The following is a 21,419-nucleotide window of genomic DNA, read 5'->3' as shown; positions in this document are numbered from 1 at the left end:
GGCCGCCCGCCGCCCACCACGGAGGAACCCATGCCGCTGCCGCCCGCCCGCGTCGTCCGGGCCGTCGAAGGCCTGCGTACCGGTCTGCAGAGGCTGGCACGGAAGCTGGCCCCCGCACCGTTCTCGCTGCTCGAAATGGTCCAGGGCGCCATGCTCAGCCAGGCCGTCTACGCCGCCGCGGAGCTGCGCGTCGCCGAGGCGCTCCGGGACGGTCCGCTGCCCGCCGACCGGCTCGCCGAGCGCGTCGGCGCCCACCCGGAGACGCTGCAGCGGCTGATGCGGCTGCTCGCCTCGAACGGCATCTTCGCCGAGCGGAAGGGCGGCGGCTTCGAACTGTCCCCGATGGGGGCCGCGTTGCTGGAGGACGCACCGATGTCGATGCGCGGCATCGCGGTGCTCATGGGCCACCCGATCCACTGGGAAGACTGGTCGCACTTCGTCGACGCGGTGCGCTCCGGCGAGCCGAGCCTGCCGAAGCTGCGCGGCATGACGGCCTTCGAGTTCCTGGAGGCCAAGCCGGAGTACGGCGAGGTGTTCATGAAGGGCATGGGCGCCATGTCCACCACCGAGACCGAACCGATCCTGGCCGCGTACGACTTCTCCGGGTTCGGCACGGTCGTGGACTTCTGCGCGGGCCGCGGTGAACTGCTCGCCGGCATCCTGAAGAAGTCGCCGGGCGTGCGGGGGATCCTCTCCGACCCGCGGGTGGGCGAGAACGGCGCGGCGGACTACCTGGCGGAGCAGGGGGTCGCCGACCGGTGCGAGGTGGTGGCCGCCGATCTGTTCGGGCCGGTGCCCGAGGGCGGGGACGCGTACGTCCTCAAGCACATCGTGCACGACTGGCCCGAGGAGCAGGCCCTTGAGATCCTGCGCAACGTGCGGGCCGCGATGCGGCCGGACGGGCGGCTGCTGCTGATGGAGATGGTCGTGCCGGACAAGCCGAACGCCGCGCACGCCTCGAAGCTGGTCGACCTGTGGCTGATGCTGCTCGTGGGCGGCAAGGAGCGGACGGCCGTGCAGTACGGGGAGCTGCTGGCCAAGGCGGGCTTCCGGCTGGAGCGGGTCGTGCAGACGCCGGCGGCGATCTCGGTCGTGGAGGCGAGTCTCCGGTAGGGGCCTGTGCAGTGCCGAGGGGCGCCGCCCGGTGGTCCGGGCGGCGCCCCTCATCGCGTACGTCAGCCTTCGGCGGGTGCGCCGAACCAGCGGGCGAGGGCGGTGTCGAGGCCGTCGGCACCGCCGGCGCCGGTCCACGCGACGTGGCCGTCGGGCCGGACCAGCACCGCCTCGGCGCCCGCGAACACGGTGTCGCGGTCGGCCGTGGTGGCGGTGGCCGTCACGACGTCGACGCGGCCGGTCCAGGCGGCGGCGGCCTCCCGCAGACCGGCGTTGCCGGCGAGGTCGAGCAGGACGCCGCGCCCGGCGTGCAGCAGCCGGAAGGTGTCGGTCTCGCCGTCGGCTCCGGTCAGCGGGAGCTTGCCGAGGCGGCGCCCGAGCAGCGGGTGGGCGGCGTCGCCGGCGTCGTCGGTGACGTCGTAGCGGATGTCGAGGTGGGAGACGATGCCCGCCAGGTGCCGGCGGACCGTGTCGTAGCTGGTGAGTTCGGTGATGATCCGGCGCAGCGGCTCGGCCTGGTCGCCGCCGAGGAAGACCATGCCCTGGGCGCGGGTGTTCATCAGCAGGCGGCGGCCCACCGGGTAACGCTCGGAGTGGTAGGTGTCGAGGAGGGCCTCGCCGGCGCGGCCGGTGACGACGGCGGCGAGCTTCCAGCCGAGGTTGGCGGCGTCCTGCACGCCGGCGCTCAGGCCCTGGCCGCCGGCGGGCAGGTGGATGTGGGCGGCGTCCCCGGCGAGCAGCACGCGGCCGCGCTTGTACTCGGCGGCCTGGCGGGTGGCGTCGCTGAAGAAGCTGACCCACTCGGCGCCGCCGCCGCTGATGTCCTCGCCGGTGATGTGCTCCCAGGCCTTGGCGACCTCCTCGAAGGTGACGGTGTCGTCGGCGCTGCGGGCGGCGGCGCCGTGCGGGCAGACGATGATGCGGTGCACACCCTCCTTGAGGGGGGCGGCCATCACCATGCCGTTGGGGAGGGCTTCGCCGAGGTAGCGGGGCTTGAGGTCGAGGCCGGTCACGTCGGCGAGGAACATCGCGCGGGTCGCCTCGGTGCCGGGGAAGTCGATGCCGGCGAGCTTGCGCACCGTGCTCTTGCCGCCGTCGCAGCCGACCAGGTAGCGGGCGCGCAGCTGCCGTACGCCGTCCGGGGTCCCGACGGTGACCTCGACGTGGTCGCCGTCCAGGAAGCCGTCGGCGAGCCCGAGGACCTCGCAGCCGCGGTGGATCTCGGCGCCGCGGTCGGTGGCCCACTCGGCGAGGACCGCCTCGGTCTGGCTCTGCGGGATGCCGCGGGCGCCGAAGTGGGCGCCCTCCAGGGTGGTGAAGTCGAACTGGACACCGCCGAAGTGGCCGACGGGGCTGGTCTCCAGGGTCTCGCCCTGCCCGAAGCGGGGCAGGAGCCCGCGCTGGTCGAAGATCTCCATGGCGCGGGCGGTGAAGCCGAGGCCGCGGGACTGGCCGGTGGGCTCGGCCAGCTTGTCGAGCACGATCACTTCGGCCCCGCCCAGGCGGAGTTCGCCTGCGAGCATCAGTCCGGTCGGGCCTGCGCCTACGACGATGACGTCGGCGTCCATCGTGGTCTCCTGCATGGTCGTGGAATCCCTCTCAGTCATCAGTGGTCCGTGCTTGGTGTAGGCGGGGGAAGGCGGGGCGGACCCGCTGCGCGGGCCGGGAGCGGGATCTCAGGCGGAGCCGAACCACCGTCCGACCGCCTGAGCGAGCCCGTCCCCGTCCCGGCCGCCCGCCCAGGCGACATGGCCGTCGGGCCGGACCAGGACGGCGGGCGTGCCCGCGAGCGGCGAGCCGGGTGCCGCGTGGGCGGTGACCGTGTCGATGCGGTCGGCCAGGGCGGCGTCGATGTGCGGCGGCGGGGCGCCCAGTCCCAGGAGCAGCCCACGCCCGGAGCGCAGCAGTTCGGCCGTGCTGCAGACGATCTCGCCGGTGCGGAGCCGCACGTGGGGCAGGCGGGCGCCGCGCAGCGGGTGCTCGGGGCCGCCGACGTCGTAGCGGATGTCGAGGCCGCTGATCATTCCGGCGAGGTGGGTACGCACGTCGTCGTACGCGATGAGTTCGGCGAGGACCGTGCGCAGCGGCTCGACCTCGGGGCCGCCCAGGAGCAGCAGGGCCTGGGCGCGGATGTTGCCCAGGACGGCGGCGCCGACGGCGGCGCGTTCGCAGTCGTAGCTGTCGAGGAGCCCGGCGGGGGCGGTGCCGTCGACGGCGGCGGCGAGCTTCCAGCCGAGGTTGTAGGCGTCCTGGAGGCCGAGGTTGAGGGCCTGACCGCCGATGGGCATCTGGCGGTGGGCGGCGTCTCCGGCGAACAGGACACGGCCGTGCCGGTAGTGGGTCAGGCGCCGGTTCTCGTCGTCGAAGTGGTTGACCCACAGCGGGGTGCCACCGGTGATGTCCTCGCCGGTGACGCGCTTCCAGGCGGCGGCGATCTCGTCGAAGTGCGGGTTCCCGGCGCGCTCACGGACCGCGGCGCCGAACTCGTGCACCATCACCCGGGTGACGCCCGCCGGGTTGCGGGCGGCGACGGCGAGGCCGCCGGGGAGCCGCTCGAAGCGCCGGTTCGGGATGTCGATGCCGTCGACGTCGGCGCGCAGCAGCTCCCGGGTGGCGGGCGTGCCGGGGAAGCCGGCGCCGGTCAGGCGGCGCACGGTGGAGTCCTGGCCGTCGCAGGCGACGAGGTAGGCGGCGCGCAGCGTGACGTGGTCGCCGTGGCGGCTGCTGGCGGCGGCCTCGACGTGGGAGCCGCGGTCGTCCACGGCGTGCAGGGTGTGGCCGCATCGGAGGTCGGCGCCGAGGCCGAGGGCCCACTCCTCCAGGACGGACTCGGTCTTGGTCTGCGGGACCTTCCACTGCCCGGGGTAGGGGCCTGGCAGCGTCAGGTCGAGAGGGATGCCGCCGAAGTGGCCGCGCGGCTCGCACGGCGGGCTGCCGAGGTCCGCAAGCAGGCCGCGGCTGTCCAGCAGCTCCATGGTGCGGGCGTGCAGTGTGGAGGCGCGGGACTCCGTGGTCGGGCCGTGGCGCCGCTCGACGAGGGTCACGTGGATGCCGCGCAGGGCCAGTTCACCCGCGAGGAGCAGGCCGACCGGGCCCGCGCCGACGACGATCACCTGGGTGTCGACCGTCTCGGCGGGCCCGGTGTGCGGCATCCGGCTGTGCGGGTGCGGGGCGCCGGCCATGTCAGCGGTTCCGCTCCGCGTGGTCCTTGGCGTGGCCGAGGGTGGCGAGGCTGTTGGTGCTCAGTGCGCCGTGCACGTAGGCGCGGGCGTCGGCGACGGTGGCCTCGGGGCCGAGGACCCTGGCGATGTTGTCGGTGTTGAGGGTGACGGTGTGCTGGGAGCTGGCCGTCGCGCCTCCGTCGTCGGTCTCCTCGAAGGTCCACACGCCGGTGTGCAGGGTCATCAGAGCCGGGAGCGTGACCTGCTTGTAGGCGATGCGGTGGTGGCCGATGGCGACCCGGTAGGACTTGGTGGTGTGCGTCGAGCCGTCCTTGGCGCGGGTGTCCATCTCCAGCTCCTGCAGGCCGGGGGTGTCCTCGGTGAAGCGGACGCGGGCCACGTGCGGGAGCCGCTCGGGCCAGAGCCCGGCCTCGTTGACGAAGGCGAAGGCGTCCTTGGCCGAGCCCTCGATCCGTATGGTGTCGGTGAAGGAGAAGGTCAGCTCCTCCGTCTCGGCGGCGTGGACGCGCTCCACGTTCTCCTTGAGGGCGGCGAGTTCGGTGGTGCTGTTCTTGTCCACGGCCCGCTCGATCCACAGCAGGTCGTGCGGATCGTCGTCGATGGCCCGGTAGTCGTGCAGGAGCCGGACGCGCGAGGTGCCCTGGTCGAGGGGTTCGACGATCCAGGTTCCGCCCATGGCGGCGACCGGCGGCGCCGGCACCTCCTGGCGGAAGGTGATGCGCAGGGCCTCGGGGTCGAGGGTGCGGCGCGAGGTCCAGGTCTTGGGCTCGCCGTTGGCGGTGGCCCAGATACGGATGTGCTCCTCGCTGCCGCTGATCTCCTCCCGGTCGACGTAGATCGTGGGCGGGAAGATCCGCGGCCAGTTGGTCACCTCGGCGAGAAGGCGGTAGACGGCGGGGGCGGGTGCGCTGATGGTGATCTCGTGCTCGACCTCACGAGTCGTCATGACGGCTTCTCCTCGGTGGTACGGGCTGTGCGGACTCCATGGGGCGGCTCCGCGGGACGGGCGAACTAGAAATTGCCGAGGCCACCGCAGACGTTGAGGGCCTGGGACGTGATGGAGGCGGCCGTGTCGGACGCGAGGTAGCCGACCAGGCCCGCGACCTCCTGGGGCGTGGAGTAGCGGCCGAGTGGGATCTTGGCCTGGAACTTCTGGAGGATCTCGTCCTCGGTCGTGTCGTACGCCGCGGCGTAGCCCTGCCGCACCCGCTGGGCCATCGGCGTCTCGACATAGCCGGGGCAGACGGCGTTGACGGTGATGCCGGTCGGCGCCAGCTCGTTGCCGAGGGCCTTGGTGAAACCGACGACGCCGTGCTTGGAGGCCGAGTAGGGGGCGCCGAGGACGACGCCCTGCTTGCCCGCAGTGGAGGCGATGTTGATGATCCGGCCGCGGTCCTTGGCGCGCATGCCGCCGGTGGTGAGGACCTCCCGGGTCATCCGGAAGACGCTGTTGAGGTTGGTGTCGATGACGTCGTCCCACAGTTCGTCGGTGATGTCCGCGGTGGGGCCGCCGCCGGAGCGCCCGGCGTTGTTGACGAGCACGTCGACGGTGCCGAACACGGCGACGGCGCTGCGCACGAACTCCTTGACGGAGGCTGCGTCACGGACGTCTAGGGCCTGGCCGTCGACGTCCAGGCCCTCCTCGCGCAGCGCCTTGGCGGTGTGATCGACGTTGTCCGCGTTGCGCGCCCCGATGAAGACCTGGTGGCCCTGCTGCGCCAGCAGGCGGGCGACCTCGAGGCCGATGCCGCTGGTCGCGCCGGTGACGAGGGCGACCCTCCGGGTGGTGTCGGACATGGGTGTGCTCCTCTCAGGCGGCCCGGGCTTCGGACAGGGACAGCTGGGCGTTGACGGCGTCGATCAGGTCGCGCGGCGTGATGTCGTCGCTGAGGTCGTCGTCGTCCAGGACGATGCCGTACTCGCGCTCGATGCGGCCGCCGGTCTCCAGCAGCGCGATGGACTCGTAGCCCAGCACCGCGAACGTGGTGTCCAGGATGTCTCCGGCGAGGTCGACGTTCTCGTCGGCGCCCGCGGCCTCGAGAAGGATCCGCCTGAGGTTGTCGAGGGTGAACTGGATGCTGGCCATGGGTACTTCCTTCGGTCTCGGGGCGGTTAATGCCCCAGCTGATCGTTTCTCGTGGGTCGCAGGCACGGTCACCTCCGTGCCGGCAGGGGGCGGCGCGCCGCTCGCTCTAGGCGGAGGCCTCCCACCGGTAGAAGCGCTGTGCCATGGCGTCGGCCGGGGAACGCCAGGTCGCGGGGTCGTACGGGTCGATGAACGGTTTGAGGTCGTCGCTGATCTTCACGAAGCGCGGGTCGTCCTTGGCGCCCTGGATCAGCTCGCCGCCGTTGTCCTCGTCGAAGTCCTGCAGGTGGAAGTACAGGCCGTTGAAGGCGAACAGCTGGCGGCGCCGGGTGCCCATGCGGTGCGGCATGTCCGTCGCGTCGAACTCGGCGAACAGCCTGGCGACGTCCGCACTCGAACCGGGCGCCATGCGGGCCACGATCAGCGTGCTGTGCATAGGTTTTCGCTCCTTGGCGTCTGTCCGGTGTCTTGCGGAGGGCGGGTTCGCACCGTCGGCTCGGTCGCCATACGCCGGACGGGCTGGTGCGCGCCCGCCCGGCGCGCGGAGGGCTACTCGCCCGCGGCGCGCGTGTGCACCACGCGGTAGGTGTTCACGTCGCTGTCGATCTTCAGCTCGTCGATGCGCTCGTCGTTGGTGCGGCGGGGCCTCGGCTTGCGCTCGTGCGGCAGGTCGCGGAAGGCCTCGTAGCTCTCCTTGCTGTCCCACTGCGAGTAGACGACGGCGAAGGCTCCCTCGACGAACATGGCGCGCAGGCCCTTGAAGACGCTGTGCGAGCGGTAGCCGGGGACGTTGACCAGCCAGTCCTGGCCTTCGCCCAGGAGCTTGATCAGCTCGGCCTGGTCGGCCTCACCGACCCGGTAGACCTCGATGGCGGTGTAGTCGTCGCGGTCCGGCGAGATCTCGACGCGGCCGTCGAGGCCGGGGCGGGTCTGGGTGAAGACGATCTCGTTCTGCAGCAGCCGGATGGCCGTGGTGATCTCCCGGAAGACGGGCAGCGTGCGGTGCTTGAACTCCTCGCCGGCGTACCGCTTTTCGAGGTCCTCGCCGCTGCGCCACTGGATCAGGTTGGCCGTGCCGGGGGTGTCCTGCCCGGCGTGCACGGTGGAGGAGATCCATCCCTCGTAGGCCGCCGCGTCGACGATCTTCCGCATCTCGGTGAGCAGCTGGTCCTGGTTCTCGGGGGTGTCGGTCGTGAACAGGTTGAGGACGGTCAGGTAGTTGTCCTCGGTGGAGATGTTCGGCATGGTTCCTTCGCTTCCTCGAGGGATGTGCGGGCGGGCGGGCGGAGCCCTGGTCAGGCGGCGGGGCCGAACCAGCGGCCGAGCGCGTCGGTGAGCGGCATGCCGGTGGCACCGGCGGCGGGGCCGTCGCCCGGGCCGCCGACCCAGGCGACGTAGCCGTCGGGGCGGACGAGGATGCCGTCGAGGCCGTGGTCGCCGTCGGGGCCCTGCACGGTGACGGTGTCGACGCGGTCGGCCCATCCCTGGGCCGCGGCACGCAGCTCGGCGCTGCCGGCGAGCAGCAGGCCGCGCCCGGATTCGAGGAGGGTGAGAACGCTCTGCTTCACGCCGTCGCGGGTGATCTGCTTGTCCTCCAAGCGGCGGCCGAGCAGCGGGTGGCGGTCGCAGCCGACGTCGTGGCGGATGTCGAGTCCGGTGACCATGCCGACCAGGTGGCGCTGCACCTCCTCGTGCCGCACCAGCTCGGTGAACACCTGGCGCAGCGGGTCGACCTCGTCGCCGCCGAGGTAGAGGGTGCGCTGGGCGAGGGTGTTGGCGAGGATGCGGGCGCCGACCGGGTGGCGCTCGGCGTGGTAGGTGTCGAGCAGTCCCTCGGGGGCTTGGCCCTTGATGTCGAGGGCGAGCTTCCAGCCGAGGTTGACGGCGTCCTGGATGCCGGCACTCATGCCCTGGGCACCGATCGGCAGGGGGATGTGGGCGGCGTCCCCGGCGACGAAGACGCGGCCCTTGCGGTACTCGGCGGCCTGGCGGCTGACGTCGGTGGTGGAGGAGACCCACAGCGGCGTGGCGCCGCTGATGTCCTCGCCGGACAGGCGCAAAAACGCCTCGGCGACCTCCTCGAAGGTGATCGGGTCCTTACCTGTGCGCAGCGGCTGTGCGCGGTCGTAGTAGATGACGCGGCTGCGGTCCGGGCCGAGCGGCAGCACCATGACCATGCCGCCGGGCACCGGCTCGCCGCTGAACCGCGGGCGCAGTTGTACGCCGGTGATGTCGGCGAAGCGCAGCTCGACGGTGGGCGTGGTGCCGGGGAAGTCGATCCCGGCGCTGGTGCGGACGACGCTGCGGGCGCCGTCGCAGCCGACGACGTAGCGGCCGCGGAGCGTGCCGGTGCTGTCCCCGGTGGCGATGCGGACGCCGACCCCGTCGTCGTCCTGCTCGACGCCGGTGACCTCGACGCCGCGGCGCACCTCGACGCCGCGCTCGGCGATCCAGCCGGCGAGCATGGCCTCGGTCCGCGACTGGGGGATGCCGCGGGCGCCGTACGAACCGCCCGGAAGGACCCGGTAGTCGAGCGGCACACCGCCGAAATGACCGAACGGAATGACATCGACATCGCCGAGCCGGGAAATGAGTCCGCGCTGCGCGAATTCCTCGATCGTGCGCGCGGAAAAACCGAGGGCACGGGATTCCCTGATGGGCTCGGCAAGCCGGTCGACGACCAGAGCGGAGACTCCATTGAGGCTCAACTCGCCCGCGAGCATAAGTCCAGTAGGACCTGCTCCTACTATGATCACGTCCGCGTCAAAGGTATTCATCTGCCCTCTTCCGACTGGGGTTTGACGAGTATTGCCGGGCCACGGGGGAACGGTAAAGCGAATGCGGTACAGGCTTCGCGCAATCCGCTACAGAACTCTGCTGGGAATGTCAGATCTCTGGCAGGGATCTGGTCCCGCAAACGCGCCCGGCGCCATGCTCGGGCGGTGACTTCCAACCTTTTGCCCGCCGCTTCGGCCACGGCCACCGATTCCGCCGACGCCGCCCTGGTCGCGGAACTCCTGGGCCGCTATCTGGTCACGCTCGACGACGAGGAGCTCGACGACGCGTGGGCCCGGAGCCTGTTCACCGAGGACACGGTCGTCACCTTCCCGATGAGCCGCCACGAGGGGCGCGCCGGGCTCGCCGAGTGGCACCGCGCCTCGCTCGCGGCGTTCGCGGCCACCCAGCACCTGGGCTCGCCGGCGGTGGTGACCGTCGAGGGCGACCGGGCCGTGTTCCGCGCCAACGTGCTGACCACGCACGTCCACCACCCCGGCGGGGAGGGACCGCCGCTGTTCCGCGCGGGCACGCTCGCCTCCGGCGAGGCCCGCAAAACCCCTGCCGGGTGGCGGATGGGCGAGCTGTCGTTCCGGGTCCTCTTCACCGAGGGGGAGCCCCCGAAGCGGGTCTGAACCCTCCGGCGGTCAGATGTCCACGACCGGGCTCTGGTCCCCGGGCCGGGTCATCGCCGTGAGCAGCCGCCGGTCCAGCATGGTGCCGACCGAGGTGTCCCCGGCCGGGTCGAGCCCGGCGTCGTGGCAGGCGGCGCTGATCAGGTAGCGGCCGAGCACCGGGTGGGTGGCGAACGCCCACTCGTCGCCGAGGGCCGCGGCTCCGTCGGGGGTGCGCAGGCCGCCGAGGGCGAGGTTGAAACCGAACTCGGTGAAGGCGAGCCGCATGCCCTGACCGAGCGCCTTGGTGTACGCCTCCTTCAGGGTCCACAGCCGCAGCACGCACGCCGCCTGCTGGTCCTCGGGCAGCGCGTCCAGCTCCGCGACCTCGGCCGGCGTGCACATCTGACTCCGCATCAGGCCCAGGTCGAAACGCCGGTCCGCGCGCTCGGCGTCCAGGCCGATCCGGCCCATCCGGCTGATCCCCACGGCCATCAGCTCACCGGTGTGCGTCAGGCCCACCTCGACCTGATCGAGGCCGCGCAGATACGGACGGCCGCCGAGCCGGTAGGCGATGTCGATGTCCTCCGGACCGATGCCGAGCGCGGCCGCCGCGGTGTACTTGATCAGCAGCCGGGACGCGGCGAACCGGCAGCGGACCGCGGGGTCGTGGGTGTCGGCGTAGCGGTTCCAGTCGCGGCCGAGCAGTGGTTTGAGGCGCGGCGTGGTGAGCACCGCGGGCAGCCACTCGGTCCAGGTCGCGTACGCCACCGTGGCCCCGCGGTCCAGGAGGTCCTCCCGGATCCGCAGCCAGGAGCTGTCGGGGCGCGGGACGTGCACGGGCGGTGCGACGGCGGAGCCGTGCGCGGTGGCGACGACGCCGAGGGCGCTCAGGCGGTGCAGGGTGTCGAGGACACCGACGACGTCGCGGGCGTCGATGTCGTCCGTGACGCGGCCGCCGCCCTTCCGCACGGCCGTGGGCTCACTGTGGTGCACGGCGTTCGCCTCCTTCTGTCGTCTTCCGGGTCCGGCCGTTTCTGCTGAGACGGGTCTCACGCGAGCCGCATCCCGTACAGGTCGAAGCTCCGCCCGCGCCGGTACCGGTCCACGAGCCCGGCCGCGAGGTCCTGCGTGACGCCGTCCGGCAGGTCGGGCACCTCCAGGCCGAGGCGGCGGCCGAACCGGGTCAGGGCGAGCAGCGCCCAGTCGGGTTCGGCGAGCAGGCCGCCGTCCGGGGTTCCGGGGGCGGCGTTCTCGCAGACGGCGAGGCAGGACGCGGCGGCGAGCAGCAGGCAGTACCGGTCGACGAGGACGTAGGCGGCCGGGGCGAGCGCCGCGGCGTCCGGGCGCCCGGAGAGCGTGGCGCACCGCTCGGCGAGGCTGTGCACCTCGGCGGCGAAGGCGCGGGCGAGGTCGGCGAGCGCCGCCCACCTGGGGCCGCGCCCGCGCTTGCCGTCGAGCCGGGCGGCGGCGCCGAGCAGCGCGGCGAGCAGCCCGTCGCAGCCGCTCTGCGGGTCGCGGGGCTCGGCGTCGAGCCGCCGGAAGTCGAGGGCGGTGTCCCCGCCGCCGGTGGTGAAGAGCGCGGCGGGGGCTTCGTGTCCGGCCTCGCCGCGCCAGGTGGCGTGGGCGAGGGTGCGCAGGTGAGGGACGAGCACGGCCTGGGTGTCGGCGGTGCCCGCGTGCCCGAGTCCGGCCACCGGCAGGTCGCGTACGAGCTTCTGGAAGCCGCCGTATGTGGGGCCACGGTCGTAGCCGCGGGCGCCGAGCACCGCGGCGAGCTCGTCGAGGTCCTCGTGGAGCAGCGCGGACACGGCGTACTTGACGGCGGCGGAGGGGATGAGGGCGTGCTCGGGCGCCAGGTCGAGCAGCCGCAGCCCGGCGACGGCGAGGCTGTCGCAGGCGAGCAGGTCGGCGAAGACTCCAGCGAGCACCCGGCCGCGGCGCCCGCGCAGCACCAGGCCGCGGCGGGACTCGCTGACGGCCCGCACGGCGTACCGCAGTGCGCTGTCCATCCCGCCGACCAGGGCGCCGCCGGACACCAGCGCCCGGCTCACCTGGAAGGTGCGCAGGGACAGGGAGACGCCCTCGCCGAGCCGTCCGACGAGGGCGTCGGCGGGCACGGGGCAGTGGTCGAGTTCCAGTCCGGCGTAGTGGGCGCCGCGCATGCCGTGGGTGCGGGCGCGCGGCAGCCGGTGCACGGCGTGCGCCGGGAGCCGGTCGGTCTCGAGCAGGAACACCGAGTGACTGTCCGGGCCCTCGCCGGGCGCGGTGCGGACGTAGGCGACGAAGGCGTCGGCGCGGTCGGCGTTGATGACGACTTCCTTGCGGCCGTTCACCGCATAGCCGCCGGGTGCGGGGCGCGCGGTGTACTCGCCGCGCAGGATCGCGTTGGCGTGCGCGAACTCGCGGTGCAGGATGGTGATCCGGCCGCCGTCGAGCAGCCGCCGCGCGGTGCCCCGGCGCTGCCGCTCGTCGCCGGCGGTCCACACCACGGACGCGGCGAACAGGGCGGTCATCCCGGCGCCGAAGCCGAGCGCCACGTCCCGCCGGAACACCGGCCGCAGCACCTGGGCGAGCCCCTCGACGCTGGTGAGGCGGCCGCCCAGTTCCCTCGGCACGAACTCGGCGGCCAGGCCGAAGCGGTCGAGCAACTCCTCGGTGGCCGCAGGCACTTCGCGCCGCTCGTCGGCGGCGAGCAGCGCCTGTTGGCCGTGCGGGTTGCCGTCGGCGAAGGGATCGCCGAGCAGGTCCTCGACGTGCTGCGCCCGTGCGGGCCCGTCGCCGGGCACCTGGGAGGTACGGGGGGCGGCGGGCCGTCCCGCGGCCGCGGACGTGTCGGCACTCGCGGTCAGGCTGTTGTTCACGTGGGACCTCCAGCTTCAGCCCGTCCGGCGAGTGCGGGCGGGGGCGTTCAGCGCGATGAGCACGGGGGGTTCGGCAACCGGGCCGACGGCCGCCGCTCCGGCTCGGCAGGCCAGTGCACCCTCGGCGTGCTCCTTGGCCAGCCGCAGCGCGACGCCGCTCTCCCGGGCGAGCCGTGAGCGCAGCGCCTCCCGCGCGACCCGCACCGCTTCCGCGCCGTCGCCGTACCTCTGCCGTACGCCGTCCTCGTCGAGCACCGCGTGGTGCCGCGCGACGACGGTGACGCCCGCGCCCGATGCGTCGGGTTCGACCGACCACTCGCCCGTGTGCGCGGCGAGCAGCGCGGGCTGTTCGGTGTCCCGGATGTCCTTGTAGACGATGCGTCCGGCGTGCGGGAAGCCGATCCGTACCGATTCGGTCGTCCGCACCGTCCCGTCGGCGCCGGCCATCTCCACGGTCATCAGCTGCACTCCGGGCCCGCGCTCGGCGATGTGGATCCCGGTGGCGCCGGGCACCGCGTCGGTCCGGTCGCCGAACCGGTGCAGGAAGTCGTAGACCGGCTCGACGGGCCCTTCGACGTGGACTGAGTCCTCGAAGGACAGGACGAGGTCGTCGAGGCGGCGCCAGCGCTCGGCGAGCTGCCTGAGGTTGTCGAGCGCGGCGCGGCTGTTGGCGGTGGTGGCCCGCTTCACCCAGTCGACGTCGGCGCGCGCGTTGTCGGTGACGGCGAAGTCGTTGCGGAGGGTGACGAGGGACCGCTCGGGGCCGCGCGGCTCGACGGTCCAGCTGCCGCCCATGGAGGTCACCGGCCGGGGCAGCACCTCCTGGCGGAAGTCGACGCGGTGCGCCACGGGGTCCAGGACGCGCCGCGAAGTCCACGACTTGATCTCGCCGTTGGCGGTGACCCACATCCGCAGCCGTTCCGACTCGCCGTCGAACTCGAGCTGTTCGACGTGCACGGTGGGCGGCAGGAAGACGGGCCAGCGCAACGCGTCGGCGATCAGGCCGTAGAGCACGCCGGCCGGGGCATCCACCTCCGCGTGCTGGGCCATACGGTGCACAGGCGCGAGGTACATCCACCACACCCCTCTCGTCTCGGACGTCTGGAAGGCCGGGCGGACGGCCACGGGACGCCGCAACCAGCCGGCCCGTACAGGCTTGCCATGGACTGTGTCTTGACCTGGTGGAGAACGACTCGTCCGCTCCTCGACGGCCGCTCGAATCCGCAGCACAGCGCGGCGCCCCCGCGTGCCGGGCGTACCGCGCTCGACGCCGGCTCGACCCGGGCCCGACCGCCCTGCCCGACCCTGCGGGCCGCCGCCTCGGACGCCCGGGGGCTGGAGGTGACTGAGCACGCTCGTTGTCGCCGGCCATGACGCCGGCAGCGTGAGGAGTTCTCGGCGAGGATGCGCTGGTGGCGTTCGACCTTGCCGTTGTGCCGGGGCGTGTAGGGCTGGGTCCGCTGGTGGTGAGAAGCCCGCGAGGTCAGGGAGCGCATGAGGACCGCGGCGCGGTAGTTGGCGCCGTTGTCGGTGACCACGCGCACGATCCGGTGAATGCCGTGGGCGCCGAAGAACGCGCGGGCGCGGCGGAAGAACGCCACGGTGGTGGCGGCCTTCTTCGTCGGAGAGGCGCGCGGGCCAGGGCCGGTTCGTCGGGGTCGGCCGATGACGGCTGCAGGAGTACGCGGGCTCTGAGCAGGGTGAATCAGGCGCGCCGACCCGGGCGTTGCCGGATCTCTCCGCCTGCGACGGGCACCGGCCGCCGGGCGCCCGGCCGGGCTCGAGGGAACGTCATGCGGTTCGCGAGCGGGCGGTCCGAGCCTGACGGGTGGGATGACGGTCCGCGGTCCGAAGGAGTCCTGATGGCGATTCGCGGCGCCCGGCGCATGCGGCGGTTCACCCGCGCCCTGGCGGCCCACGTCTGGCAGTGTCTGGTCGCCGCCGGCAGCGTCCAGGTCGCGGGCGAGGCGGCCCGGGCCGACGCCCGCCTGCTGGACGCGCCCCCGCCCGGCCATCCAGAACGCCTGCGCCCCGACCTGCCCTTGAGCGCGCTGGAGCGCGCCCTGCTGAAGGAACTCGACCCGGCGGGCTGAGGGACGGAGGCCTCGCCGGCGTGCGAGGCCGGCCCGGAAGGGCCGTGCGGCCGCGCCGCGGTGTCAGGCCGCGTACAGGTCGAAGGTGGAGGTGCGCCGGGGCCCGGACGCCACGTCCAGCTGGGGGTCGACGGCGAGCATCGCCTGGTGCAGCCGCTGCAGCTGCGGTGAGGGCTCCACGCCCAGCTCGTCGACCAGGCGGCGGCGCAGCCGGTGGTAGACGTCGAGCGCGGTGGCCTGCCGGCCGGAGCGGTACAGCGCCACCATGGCCTGCGAGTGCAGCCCCTCGTGCTCGGGGTGCCGGGCGATCAGGTCCATCAGCTCGGCGGTGACCTCGGCGTGCCGGCCGAGTCTGAGGTCGGCGTCGATGCGGCGTTCCCGCGTGACGAGCCGGCTCTCCTCCAGCCGCATCGCCTCGATCTCCAGGACCGGGCCGACGCGTACGTCGACCAGGGCGGGCCCCTGCCACAGGTCCAGCGCCTTGCGGTAGGTGCGGGCGGCCCGCTCGTCCTCGCCGTTCTCGAAGGCCTGCTGGCCCTCGGTGACGAGGCGCTCGTACTCGTGGACGTCGACCGCGTCGGCCGGTATCTGCAGCAGATAGCCGCCGTGCCGGGTGGCGAGCACGTCCTTGGCGGCGCCGGGCGCGCCGGGCCCCATGGCGGTACCGAGCCGGCGCCGCAGCTGGAGGATGTAGGTCTGCAGCGTGGTGAGGGCACTCTGGGGGAGTTCGGTGCCCCAGATCTCCTCCATGAGCGTGGGCACGGGCATGACCCGGCCCGGATAGAGGGCGAGCAGGGCCAGGATCTGGCGCGGCTTCCCGGCCGTCGGAACGATCGACATCCCATTGACGTCGGCACTCAGTGGACCCAGAACACGAATCTTCATGGTTTCCCTCCCCGTACCTCGACGGCTGCACTCGGCTTCCGAACCGGTGTGCGAATCGGTGCCCGAGGTTCGTCGATATTGCGCCACGCAGGAGCCGGATGTCCTTATCCCACGATGTATGCACGAGGCGCACCGTATCCCGCCGCAACCGCGCCCTCGGAAATCATCGAGGAATCATTGAGCGGCTTTCTTGCAATGCCGCGTCTCCAGCTGTGCCTGACACGTCTCTGACACGCGCCTGACCGCTGGAAAAAGGAGCCGCTGGCCGTCTTTTTCCGGTCGGCTGGCGCTGTTAGCTTTCCGCGCCATGGAGGCCACTGAAAGCACCGGGCGGGACGGCGGGAAGACGCCGCCCGCGGGCGCGGACCCGTTGACGCGGCAGCTGCTGCGGCTCATGGCCGCCCGCTGCGCTCAGCAGGCGGGACCGATCGAACTGGCGGTCCACGAGGACCTGGTGGACCACGACCTGGATTCGATCGCGACCATGGAACTGATCTCCGCCTGGCACCGGCGCGGCATCGAGGTCGGATTTCCCGAGCTGATGGCGCGCCCCACGCCCGGCCACTGTCGATCGCCGCTTGACCGTCGGGGCATCGCGAACGCCGCATGATGTGAACTCGACGCGGCCCCGAAAACCGCTGGAGCCGGAGTCGCGCCGGCCCCGCCGTTCGTACACACCGTCTATGGTCCGATAGCCGGGGAATTGCAGCTTTCTTTTCCGGCCAACCGGAATCGGATCACCAGACGGAGTCATCCATGGAATTCGGCGTGCACTCCTTTCCGGTCCTCAGTCCGGGTCGCAGGAGCGCGAGCAGGTACGACGACGGGAGCCCTGGACCGGCCGGGCCCGCCGTCGGGGAAGAGATGCAGTTTCGCATCCTCGGTCCCGTCGAGGTCCACGACGAGCGCACCGGGCTCCGGATTCTCCCCACGGGGGCCAAGCAGCGCGCTCTGCTGGGCGCGCTCGTGGTGAAGTCGGGGCAGACCGTCTCCGCGCACCGGCTCATCGACGAGCTGTGGGGCGAGCATCCGCCGGCGAACGCTGCGAACGCCCTGCAGGCCCACGTGGCCCGGCTGCGCCGGCTGCTGCCGGTGCCGCACGCCGGCTCCGGTGAACCGCACCACGAATGGATCGTGACCCGCTCCCTCGGCTACGTCCTGCGCCTGGGCCGGGCCACCACCGACGCCGAGCGCTTCAACCGCCTCGCGGCCGAGGGCCGGGCGGCTGCCGTCAGCGATCCCGAGCACGCCGCCGAACTGCTGCGCCAGGCGCTCGCGTTCTGGCGGGGTCCTGCCCTGGAGGACAGCGTGCGCGGGGACATCTGCGCGGCCGAGGCGGCCCAGCTGGAGGAGAACCGGCTGACCGCCCTGGAGGCGCTGTACGACGCCTGCCTGCGCGCCGCCCGGCACGACGAGATCACGGGTGAGCTGGAGGAACTGACCGCCGACCACCCCATGCGGGAACGTTTCTACGACCTGCTGATGGTGGCCCTGTACCGCTGCGGCCGACAGGTGGAGGCCCTCGGCGTCTACGACCGCGCGCGCAAGCACCTGGTCCACGAACTCGGCGTCGAGCCCGGCCCGGTGCTGCGCGGCCGGATGGAGGCGATCCTCAACCACGACCCGGCGCTCGCGGCTCCCGGCCCCACCGAGCCGTTCCCGGCGGCCGTCCACCGCGTCCCGGGCCCCTCGCTCCCCTACCTGGCGCCGGCCCCGTACCAGGAAGCCACGGTCCTGGCCCTCACCGACGAGATCGCCCGCCTGCGGCGCCACGTGGATCGTCTCTCCCTGGAGCAGGAGGCCCTGATCCGCCGCTTCGACCGCCTGTCGGCCCCGGTTGCGCCGGCGCAGGCACGATAACCGGACCGGCCGGCGTCGGACGCGTCGGCACGGTCCGGCAGCCGGGGGCGGGGTCAGCCCACCCGGGCAACGGCCTGACCGGTGACCTCCGGGCCGAGGGCCGCCACGGTATCCGGGTTGGCCATCAGGATCGAGCGCTGCAGCCGGCTGAGCATCGCCGACGGCTCCAGGCCGAGCTCGCGTACGAGGGTAGTGCGCAGCCGCTGGTAGACGCTGAGTGCTTCGCCGCGTCGGCCGGAGCGGTGCAGGGCCACCATGAACTGACCGTGCAGGCTCTCGTGCATGCGGTGCCGGTTGACGAGGACGGTCAGCTCGGACAGCAGCTCGCGGTGGCGGCCGAGCCGGAGATCGGCCTCGATGCGCTGGTCCAGCGCGCACAGCCGGGCCTCCTCCAGGCGCTTGACCTCGAGGCCGATCCGGCTGCCGGCGGTCACGTCGGCGAGCGCGGAGCCGGTCCACAGCGCCAGTGCCTCCCGCAGCCGCCGTGCGGCACCGGAGAAGTCCTCGGCGTCCATGGCCCGGTAGCCCGCCCCGGCCTGCCGCTCGAACTCGCGGAAGTCGACCCGGCCGCCACGGGTGTCCAGGCGGTAGCCCCCGGGGAGGGTGACCAGGATGTCCTTGGCGGTGACGTTCTCCTCACCGGCCTTGGCCAGCGCCTCGCCGATGAGCTCCCGCAGCTGCAGGACGTACGTCTGCAGGGTGGTGCGGGCGCTGCGCGGCGGCTCGTCGTCCCACAGCTCCTCGATCAGGGTGGAGACCTGGACCACCCGGTCGGCGTGCAGGGCGAGCAGAGCCAGCACCTGGCGCGGCTTCGGAGCCGTCGGTGTGATCGTGATGCCGTGCTCGCGTACTGACAGCGCGCCCAGAACTTCGATGTCCACGGTCTTCTCCCCAATGCCGGTTGCGTGCGGATCCATGCCGCGAGGGCCGCCGCTTGAGCGTGCGGATGGTGCTCGACGGCTCTGGCTCGAACACGATTAAAAAAACAGCACAGTCGGTTTGTCAACCAAAGCGGGCACATACAGCCACACGAGCCGCCCGACCGCGGGTGGCGACCGTGCCCCGGCAGCAGCGGCGCGCACGCCAAAGAGCCTCCTGACGGCCGTAGTTGAGGCTGACCGGAGGCTCTGGTGCGCATACGGGTGGAAAGGAAGGCGCCGCGGATCGCCGATGAAAAGGCGAGGGGTCACCGCCGCGGCGCCCGGGGCGACCCGGGGGCCCCGAGGGCAAAAGGGTGCATGTCCCCCACTAAATCAGACCGGGCGGTCTGATTATTTCCGCCTCCGCCGATCGCCCCTCTCCTCGGACTGCGGCCCCCTGGCTGCCTGGCGTGGTCACTGGGGGCGGCTGCCGGCCGCCACGAGATCGCCGAGTACAGAGGCCGCGGCCAGCCGCGGCAGCAACAGCTGCCAGAACCTGGTGATCGTACGGTGCGAGAGCCACTTCGGGTCCTGCATGCCCAGCACCTCGAAGCCGGTGGTCGCCGCCACCACGGAGGACGCCACCTCCTCGGGCGTGACCTCGCTGAGCACGCCCGCGCCGTCAGCGCGTTTCAGCGCGCCCTCGACCCACTGGTGCCACTGGTGATGCAGGTCCCGGCTCCTCTCGCGCACCTGATCGCGGCTCAGCTCGAAGCCTGCGCGCAGCACCACGTCCTCGGTGAGCCCGCGGGCCAGGTCGTGCGAGGTGTCCACCAGCAGCTGCAGGGCGTTGCCGACCGTGCCCTCGTGGGCCGTGACGATGCCCTCCAGCCGTTCCGCCGCGGCCTCCTCCACCGAATCGGCCAGATGGGCCTTGTTCGCGAAGTGGAAGTGGAGCGCTCCGTTGCTCACTCCGGCCAGCGAGCTGATCGCGGTGAGAGAGGCCACACTGAAGCCGTCCCGGTCGAAGACCGTGGCAGCCGACTTGATCAGCGCCTCGCGGGTACGCAGCGCTCGTTCCTGTTTGACCATTCAAGGTGCTCCGTTACTGCGGCGGGTTGCCGTGCTTGCGTGAGGGCAGATCGGCGTGCTTGGTGCGGAGCATCGCGAGTGACGTGATGAGCACCTCGCGGGTGTCGGCGGGGTCGATGACGTCGTCCACCAGACCGCGCTCGGCCGCGTAGTACGGGTGCATCAGCTCCGCCTTGTACTCCTTCACCATCCGCGCCCGCATGGCTTCGGGGTCCTCGGCCTCGGCGATCTGGCGGCGGAAGATGACGTTGGCGGCGCCCTCCGCGCCCATGACGGCGATCTCGTTCGTCGGCCAGGCATACGTCAGGTCCGCGCCGATGGACTGCGAGTCCATGACGATGTACGCACCGCCGTAGGCCTTGCGCAGGATCAGGGAGATCCGCGGCACGGTGGCGTTGCAGTAGGCGTACAGCAGCTTCGCGCCGTGCCGGATGATCCCGCCGTGCTCCTGGTCCACACCTGGCAAGAACCCCGGGACGTCCAGCAGGGTCACGATCGGGATGTTGAATGCGTCGCACATCTGGACAAACCGCGCGGCCTTCTCGCTGGCCTCGATGTCCAGCACGCCGGCGAGAACCTGCGGCTGGTTGGCGACGATGCCGACGACCCTGCCGTCGAGGCGGGCGAAGGCGCAGATGATGTTCCGGGCCCAGCGCTCGTGGACCTCCAGGTACTCGCCGTCGTCGACGATCTCCTCGATCACCTTGGCCATGTCGTACGGCCGGTTGCCATCGACCGGGACCAGGTCAAGGAGGACCTCGGAGCGGCGGGTCTGCGGATCGGCACACGGAACGTGGGGCGGGTACTCCCGGTTGTTCTGCGGCAGCAGCGAGAGGAGGTAGCGGACCTCGGCGATGCAGGTCTCCTCGTCGTCGTAGGCGAAGTGGCACACACCGCTCGTCTCGGCGTGCACGTCCGCGCCGCCGAGCCCGTTCTGGGTGATCTCCTCGCCGGTGACCGCCTTGACCACGTCCGGGCCGGTGATGAACATCTGCGAGGTGTCCCGCACCATGAACACGAAGTCCGTCAGCGCCGGGCTGTAGGCCGCACCGCCCGCACACGGGCCCAGCATCACGCTGATCTGCGGGATGACCCCGCTCGCCTTGGTGTTGCGCTGGAAGATCCCGCCGTACCCCGCCAGGGCCGACACGCCCTCCTGGATACGGGCGCCGGCACCGTCGTTGAGCGAGACCAGCGGGGCACCGGCCGCGATGGCCATGTCCATGATCTTGTGGATCTTCGTGGCGTGCGCCTCGCCGAGGGCACCGCCGAAGATCCGGAAGTCGTGGGCGTAGACGAAGACCGTCCGCCCCTCCACCGTCCCCCAGCCGGTGATCACACCGTCCGTGTACGGCTTCTTCTCCTCCAGACCGAAGCCGGCGGCCCGGTGCCGGCGCAACTGCTCGACCTCCCGGAAGGAACCCGGGTCCAACAGCAGCTCGATGCGCTCACGCGCCGTCAGCTTGCCCTTGGCGTGCTGCGCCTGCGTCGCTCTCTCGCTCGGCCCGGCCACCGCCCGCGCACGGATCTCGTGCAGCTCGGCAACGCGCCCGCCTCCGTCCGAGAGCTCCACGGACACCTGAGGAATGTCATTGAGGACTGTCACGATGCCTCCCTCCCTCATGAGCGCGGCCGGTATGGAACCCCAGGTTAACAAACCGTCTGTGCGGTTTATAAGGGGGAGGTGTGTTGGCGCGCACATGAATCAGCCCTGAAAAAGTGCCTGCCGGGCCTCGCGGCCGGCTGCTCGGTGGGCCCTATCGCCAGCAGTACGGCGAGCGATAGGCCGCGCCGGACCGCTCCGGCTGCCGCCACGACGGGACGTCGGGCGGCTCCTGCCCGTCGTCTGCCGCATCCCGCCCGGCCAGTACCGAGCACAGCACGACGGTCACCGCGGCCAGCTCCTCCTCGTCGGCCCGACCGCGTTCTATGCGCAACGCGAGGCCCGTAGCGCCCGGTTCGCCCATGTCCGCTCCTCTCCACTCCGGCCACCGT

21 protein-coding genes and 1 pseudogene are annotated in these 21,419 nt (G+C 72.1%); 5 read left to right on the top strand and 17 right to left on the bottom strand.

From position 1 onward, the window contains the following. Nucleotides 1-30 precede the first annotated feature (30 nt). Complete coding sequence (locus tag STSP_RS28165; RefSeq protein WP_078067569.1) at nucleotides 31-1,113, top strand: methyltransferase; 1,083 nt, start codon at nucleotides 31-33, stop codon at nucleotides 1,111-1,113. 62 nt (nucleotides 1,114-1,175) lie between these two features. On the opposite strand, the gene STSP_RS28160 is transcribed toward STSP_RS28165, so the two are convergent. The 8 genes from STSP_RS28160 to STSP_RS28125 all read right to left on the bottom strand — a co-directional run bounded on the left by STSP_RS28160 (nucleotide 1,176) and on the right by STSP_RS28125 (nucleotide 9,158). Beyond that, nucleotides 1,176-2,681 (bottom strand): FAD-dependent monooxygenase, encoded by a 1,506-nt coding sequence (locus tag STSP_RS28160; protein WP_067283756.1) that lies wholly within the window; start codon nucleotides 2,679-2,681, stop codon nucleotides 1,176-1,178. Nucleotides 2,682-2,789: 108 nt separating this feature from the next. Continuing rightward, a complete protein-coding gene (locus STSP_RS28155) occupies nucleotides 2,790-4,295 on the bottom strand; it encodes an FAD-dependent oxidoreductase (RefSeq protein ID WP_107441418.1) in 1,506 nt (501 codons plus the stop codon). A gap of 1 nt (nucleotide 4,296) precedes the next feature. Then, nucleotides 4,297-5,241, bottom strand: a complete 945-nt coding sequence (locus tag STSP_RS28150) for an aromatase/cyclase (protein WP_067283621.1) — start codon at nucleotides 5,239-5,241, stop codon at nucleotides 4,297-4,299. Between the two features lie 65 nt (nucleotides 5,242-5,306). Beyond that, nucleotides 5,307-6,092 (bottom strand): 3-oxoacyl-ACP reductase FabG, encoded by a 786-nt coding sequence (gene fabG / locus STSP_RS28145; RefSeq protein ID WP_067283619.1) that lies wholly within the window; start codon nucleotides 6,090-6,092, stop codon nucleotides 5,307-5,309. Nucleotides 6,093-6,105: 13 nt separating this feature from the next. After that, a complete protein-coding gene (locus STSP_RS28140) occupies nucleotides 6,106-6,381 on the bottom strand; it encodes a phosphopantetheine-binding protein (protein WP_067283618.1) in 276 nt (91 codons plus the stop codon). A 106-nt stretch (nucleotides 6,382-6,487) separates the two neighbouring features. Continuing rightward, on the bottom strand, nucleotides 6,488-6,817 hold the full coding sequence (locus tag STSP_RS28135) for a TcmI family type II polyketide cyclase (protein WP_067283616.1): 330 nt from the start codon (nucleotides 6,815-6,817) through the stop codon (nucleotides 6,488-6,490). A 113-nt stretch (nucleotides 6,818-6,930) separates the two neighbouring features. Then, complete coding sequence (locus STSP_RS28130; RefSeq protein WP_067283614.1) at nucleotides 6,931-7,626, bottom strand: antibiotic biosynthesis monooxygenase family protein; 696 nt, start codon at nucleotides 7,624-7,626, stop codon at nucleotides 6,931-6,933. A gap of 50 nt (nucleotides 7,627-7,676) precedes the next feature. Then, nucleotides 7,677-9,158, bottom strand: a complete 1,482-nt coding sequence (locus STSP_RS28125; RefSeq protein ID WP_067283613.1) for an FAD-dependent monooxygenase — start codon at nucleotides 9,156-9,158, stop codon at nucleotides 7,677-7,679. A 165-nt stretch (nucleotides 9,159-9,323) separates the two neighbouring features. Here STSP_RS28125 and STSP_RS28120 point away from each other — a divergent pair, with 165 nt between their 5' ends. After that, the gene (locus STSP_RS28120; protein WP_067283611.1) at nucleotides 9,324-9,791 is read left to right on the top strand and encodes a nuclear transport factor 2 family protein; all 468 of its coding nucleotides are present in this window, start codon (nucleotides 9,324-9,326) and stop codon (nucleotides 9,789-9,791) included. A 12-nt stretch (nucleotides 9,792-9,803) separates the two neighbouring features. Here the strand turns inward: STSP_RS28120 and STSP_RS28115 are convergent, their stop codons facing one another. The 4 genes and pseudogenes from STSP_RS28115 to STSP_RS37590 all read right to left on the bottom strand — a co-directional run. After that, nucleotides 9,804-10,766, bottom strand: a complete 963-nt coding sequence (locus STSP_RS28115) for a 4'-phosphopantetheinyl transferase family protein (protein WP_232789823.1) — start codon at nucleotides 10,764-10,766, stop codon at nucleotides 9,804-9,806. Between the two features lie 56 nt (nucleotides 10,767-10,822). Next, entirely contained in the window at nucleotides 10,823-12,634 is a 1,812-nt protein-coding gene (locus STSP_RS28110; protein WP_232789822.1) for an acyl-CoA dehydrogenase, read from the bottom strand. A 15-nt stretch (nucleotides 12,635-12,649) separates the two neighbouring features. Then, nucleotides 12,650-13,708, bottom strand: a complete 1,059-nt coding sequence (locus STSP_RS28105) for an aromatase/cyclase (RefSeq protein ID WP_078067568.1) — start codon at nucleotides 13,706-13,708, stop codon at nucleotides 12,650-12,652. A gap of 320 nt (nucleotides 13,709-14,028) precedes the next feature. Further along, nucleotides 14,029-14,265: pseudogene (locus STSP_RS37590) on the bottom strand (IS481 family transposase); the annotation flags it as partial. A 231-nt stretch (nucleotides 14,266-14,496) separates the two neighbouring features. Between STSP_RS37590 and STSP_RS39320 the strand changes: the two are divergent. Next, on the top strand, nucleotides 14,497-14,727 hold the full coding sequence (locus STSP_RS39320; RefSeq protein ID WP_067283609.1) for a DUF6059 family protein: 231 nt from the start codon (nucleotides 14,497-14,499) through the stop codon (nucleotides 14,725-14,727). 63 nt (nucleotides 14,728-14,790) lie between these two features. Here the strand turns inward: STSP_RS39320 and STSP_RS28095 are convergent, their stop codons facing one another. Then, complete coding sequence (locus STSP_RS28095) at nucleotides 14,791-15,612, bottom strand: AfsR/SARP family transcriptional regulator (protein ID WP_067283608.1); 822 nt, start codon at nucleotides 15,610-15,612, stop codon at nucleotides 14,791-14,793. 307 nt (nucleotides 15,613-15,919) lie between these two features. Between STSP_RS28095 and STSP_RS28090 the strand changes: the two genes are divergently transcribed. Then, nucleotides 15,920-16,222 carry a phosphopantetheine-binding protein gene (locus tag STSP_RS28090; protein ID WP_078067567.1) on the top strand — a complete coding sequence of 101 codons (303 nt, stop codon included), beginning with the start codon at nucleotides 15,920-15,922 and terminating at the stop codon, nucleotides 16,220-16,222. Between the two features lie 254 nt (nucleotides 16,223-16,476). Beyond that, complete coding sequence (locus STSP_RS28085; protein ID WP_067283606.1) at nucleotides 16,477-17,472, top strand: AfsR/SARP family transcriptional regulator; 996 nt, start codon at nucleotides 16,477-16,479, stop codon at nucleotides 17,470-17,472. Nucleotides 17,473-17,525: 53 nt separating this feature from the next. On the opposite strand, the gene STSP_RS28080 is transcribed toward STSP_RS28085, so the two are convergent. The 4 genes from STSP_RS28080 to STSP_RS28065 all read right to left on the bottom strand — a co-directional run bounded on the left by STSP_RS28080 (nucleotide 17,526) and on the right by STSP_RS28065 (nucleotide 21,391). Next, a complete protein-coding gene (locus tag STSP_RS28080; protein WP_067283604.1) occupies nucleotides 17,526-18,353 on the bottom strand; it encodes an AfsR/SARP family transcriptional regulator in 828 nt (275 codons plus the stop codon). 453 nt (nucleotides 18,354-18,806) lie between these two features. Further along, entirely contained in the window at nucleotides 18,807-19,424 is a 618-nt protein-coding gene (locus STSP_RS28075; RefSeq protein ID WP_067283603.1) for a ScbR family autoregulator-binding transcription factor, read from the bottom strand. A 13-nt stretch (nucleotides 19,425-19,437) separates the two neighbouring features. Continuing rightward, nucleotides 19,438-21,030 (bottom strand): acyl-CoA carboxylase subunit beta, encoded by a 1,593-nt coding sequence (locus STSP_RS28070; RefSeq protein ID WP_067283601.1) that lies wholly within the window; start codon nucleotides 21,028-21,030, stop codon nucleotides 19,438-19,440. Between the two features lie 151 nt (nucleotides 21,031-21,181). Then, nucleotides 21,182-21,391 carry an acyl-CoA carboxylase subunit epsilon gene (locus STSP_RS28065; RefSeq protein WP_067283599.1) on the bottom strand — a complete coding sequence of 70 codons (210 nt, stop codon included), beginning with the start codon at nucleotides 21,389-21,391 and terminating at the stop codon, nucleotides 21,182-21,184. Between the last annotated feature and the right edge of the window lie 28 nt (nucleotides 21,392-21,419).

Source organism: Streptomyces jeddahensis, from assembly GCF_001642995.1.
In the GTDB taxonomy this organism is placed as follows: Bacteria; Actinomycetota; Actinomycetes; order Streptomycetales; family Streptomycetaceae; genus Streptomyces; species Streptomyces jeddahensis.
Note: the sequence above shows the minus strand (reverse complement) of the source record. Positions and strands in the feature narration are given on the sequence as shown.

Coding starts and splice junctions, on each gene's coding strand:
- STSP_RS28165 (WP_078067569.1), top strand. CDS start 31: ATGCCGCTGCCGCCCGCCCGCGTCGTCCGGGCCGTCGAAGGCCTGCGT.
- STSP_RS28160 (WP_067283756.1), bottom strand. CDS start 2,681: ATGGACGCCGACGTCATCGTCGTAGGCGCAGGCCCGACCGGACTGATG.
- STSP_RS28155 (WP_107441418.1), bottom strand. CDS start 4,295: ATGGCCGGCGCCCCGCACCCGCACAGCCGGATGCCGCACACCGGGCCC.
- STSP_RS28150 (WP_067283621.1), bottom strand. CDS start 5,241: ATGACGACTCGTGAGGTCGAGCACGAGATCACCATCAGCGCACCCGCC.
- fabG (WP_067283619.1), bottom strand. CDS start 6,092: ATGTCCGACACCACCCGGAGGGTCGCCCTCGTCACCGGCGCGACCAGC.
- STSP_RS28140 (WP_067283618.1), bottom strand. CDS start 6,381: ATGGCCAGCATCCAGTTCACCCTCGACAACCTCAGGCGGATCCTTCTC.
- STSP_RS28135 (WP_067283616.1), bottom strand. CDS start 6,817: ATGCACAGCACGCTGATCGTGGCCCGCATGGCGCCCGGTTCGAGTGCG.
- STSP_RS28130 (WP_067283614.1), bottom strand. CDS start 7,626: ATGCCGAACATCTCCACCGAGGACAACTACCTGACCGTCCTCAACCTG.
- STSP_RS28125 (WP_067283613.1), bottom strand. CDS start 9,158: ATGAATACCTTTGACGCGGACGTGATCATAGTAGGAGCAGGTCCTACT.
- STSP_RS28105 (WP_078067568.1), bottom strand. CDS start 13,708: ATGTACCTCGCGCCTGTGCACCGTATGGCCCAGCACGCGGAGGTGGAT.
- STSP_RS39320 (WP_067283609.1), top strand. CDS start 14,497: ATGGCGATTCGCGGCGCCCGGCGCATGCGGCGGTTCACCCGCGCCCTG.
- STSP_RS28095 (WP_067283608.1), bottom strand. CDS start 15,612: ATGAAGATTCGTGTTCTGGGTCCACTGAGTGCCGACGTCAATGGGATG.
- STSP_RS28090 (WP_078067567.1), top strand. CDS start 15,920: ATGGAGGCCACTGAAAGCACCGGGCGGGACGGCGGGAAGACGCCGCCC.
- STSP_RS28085 (WP_067283606.1), top strand. CDS start 16,477: ATGCAGTTTCGCATCCTCGGTCCCGTCGAGGTCCACGACGAGCGCACC.
- STSP_RS28075 (WP_067283603.1), bottom strand. CDS start 19,424: ATGGTCAAACAGGAACGAGCGCTGCGTACCCGCGAGGCGCTGATCAAG.
- STSP_RS28065 (WP_067283599.1), bottom strand. CDS start 21,391: ATGGGCGAACCGGGCGCTACGGGCCTCGCGTTGCGCATAGAACGCGGT.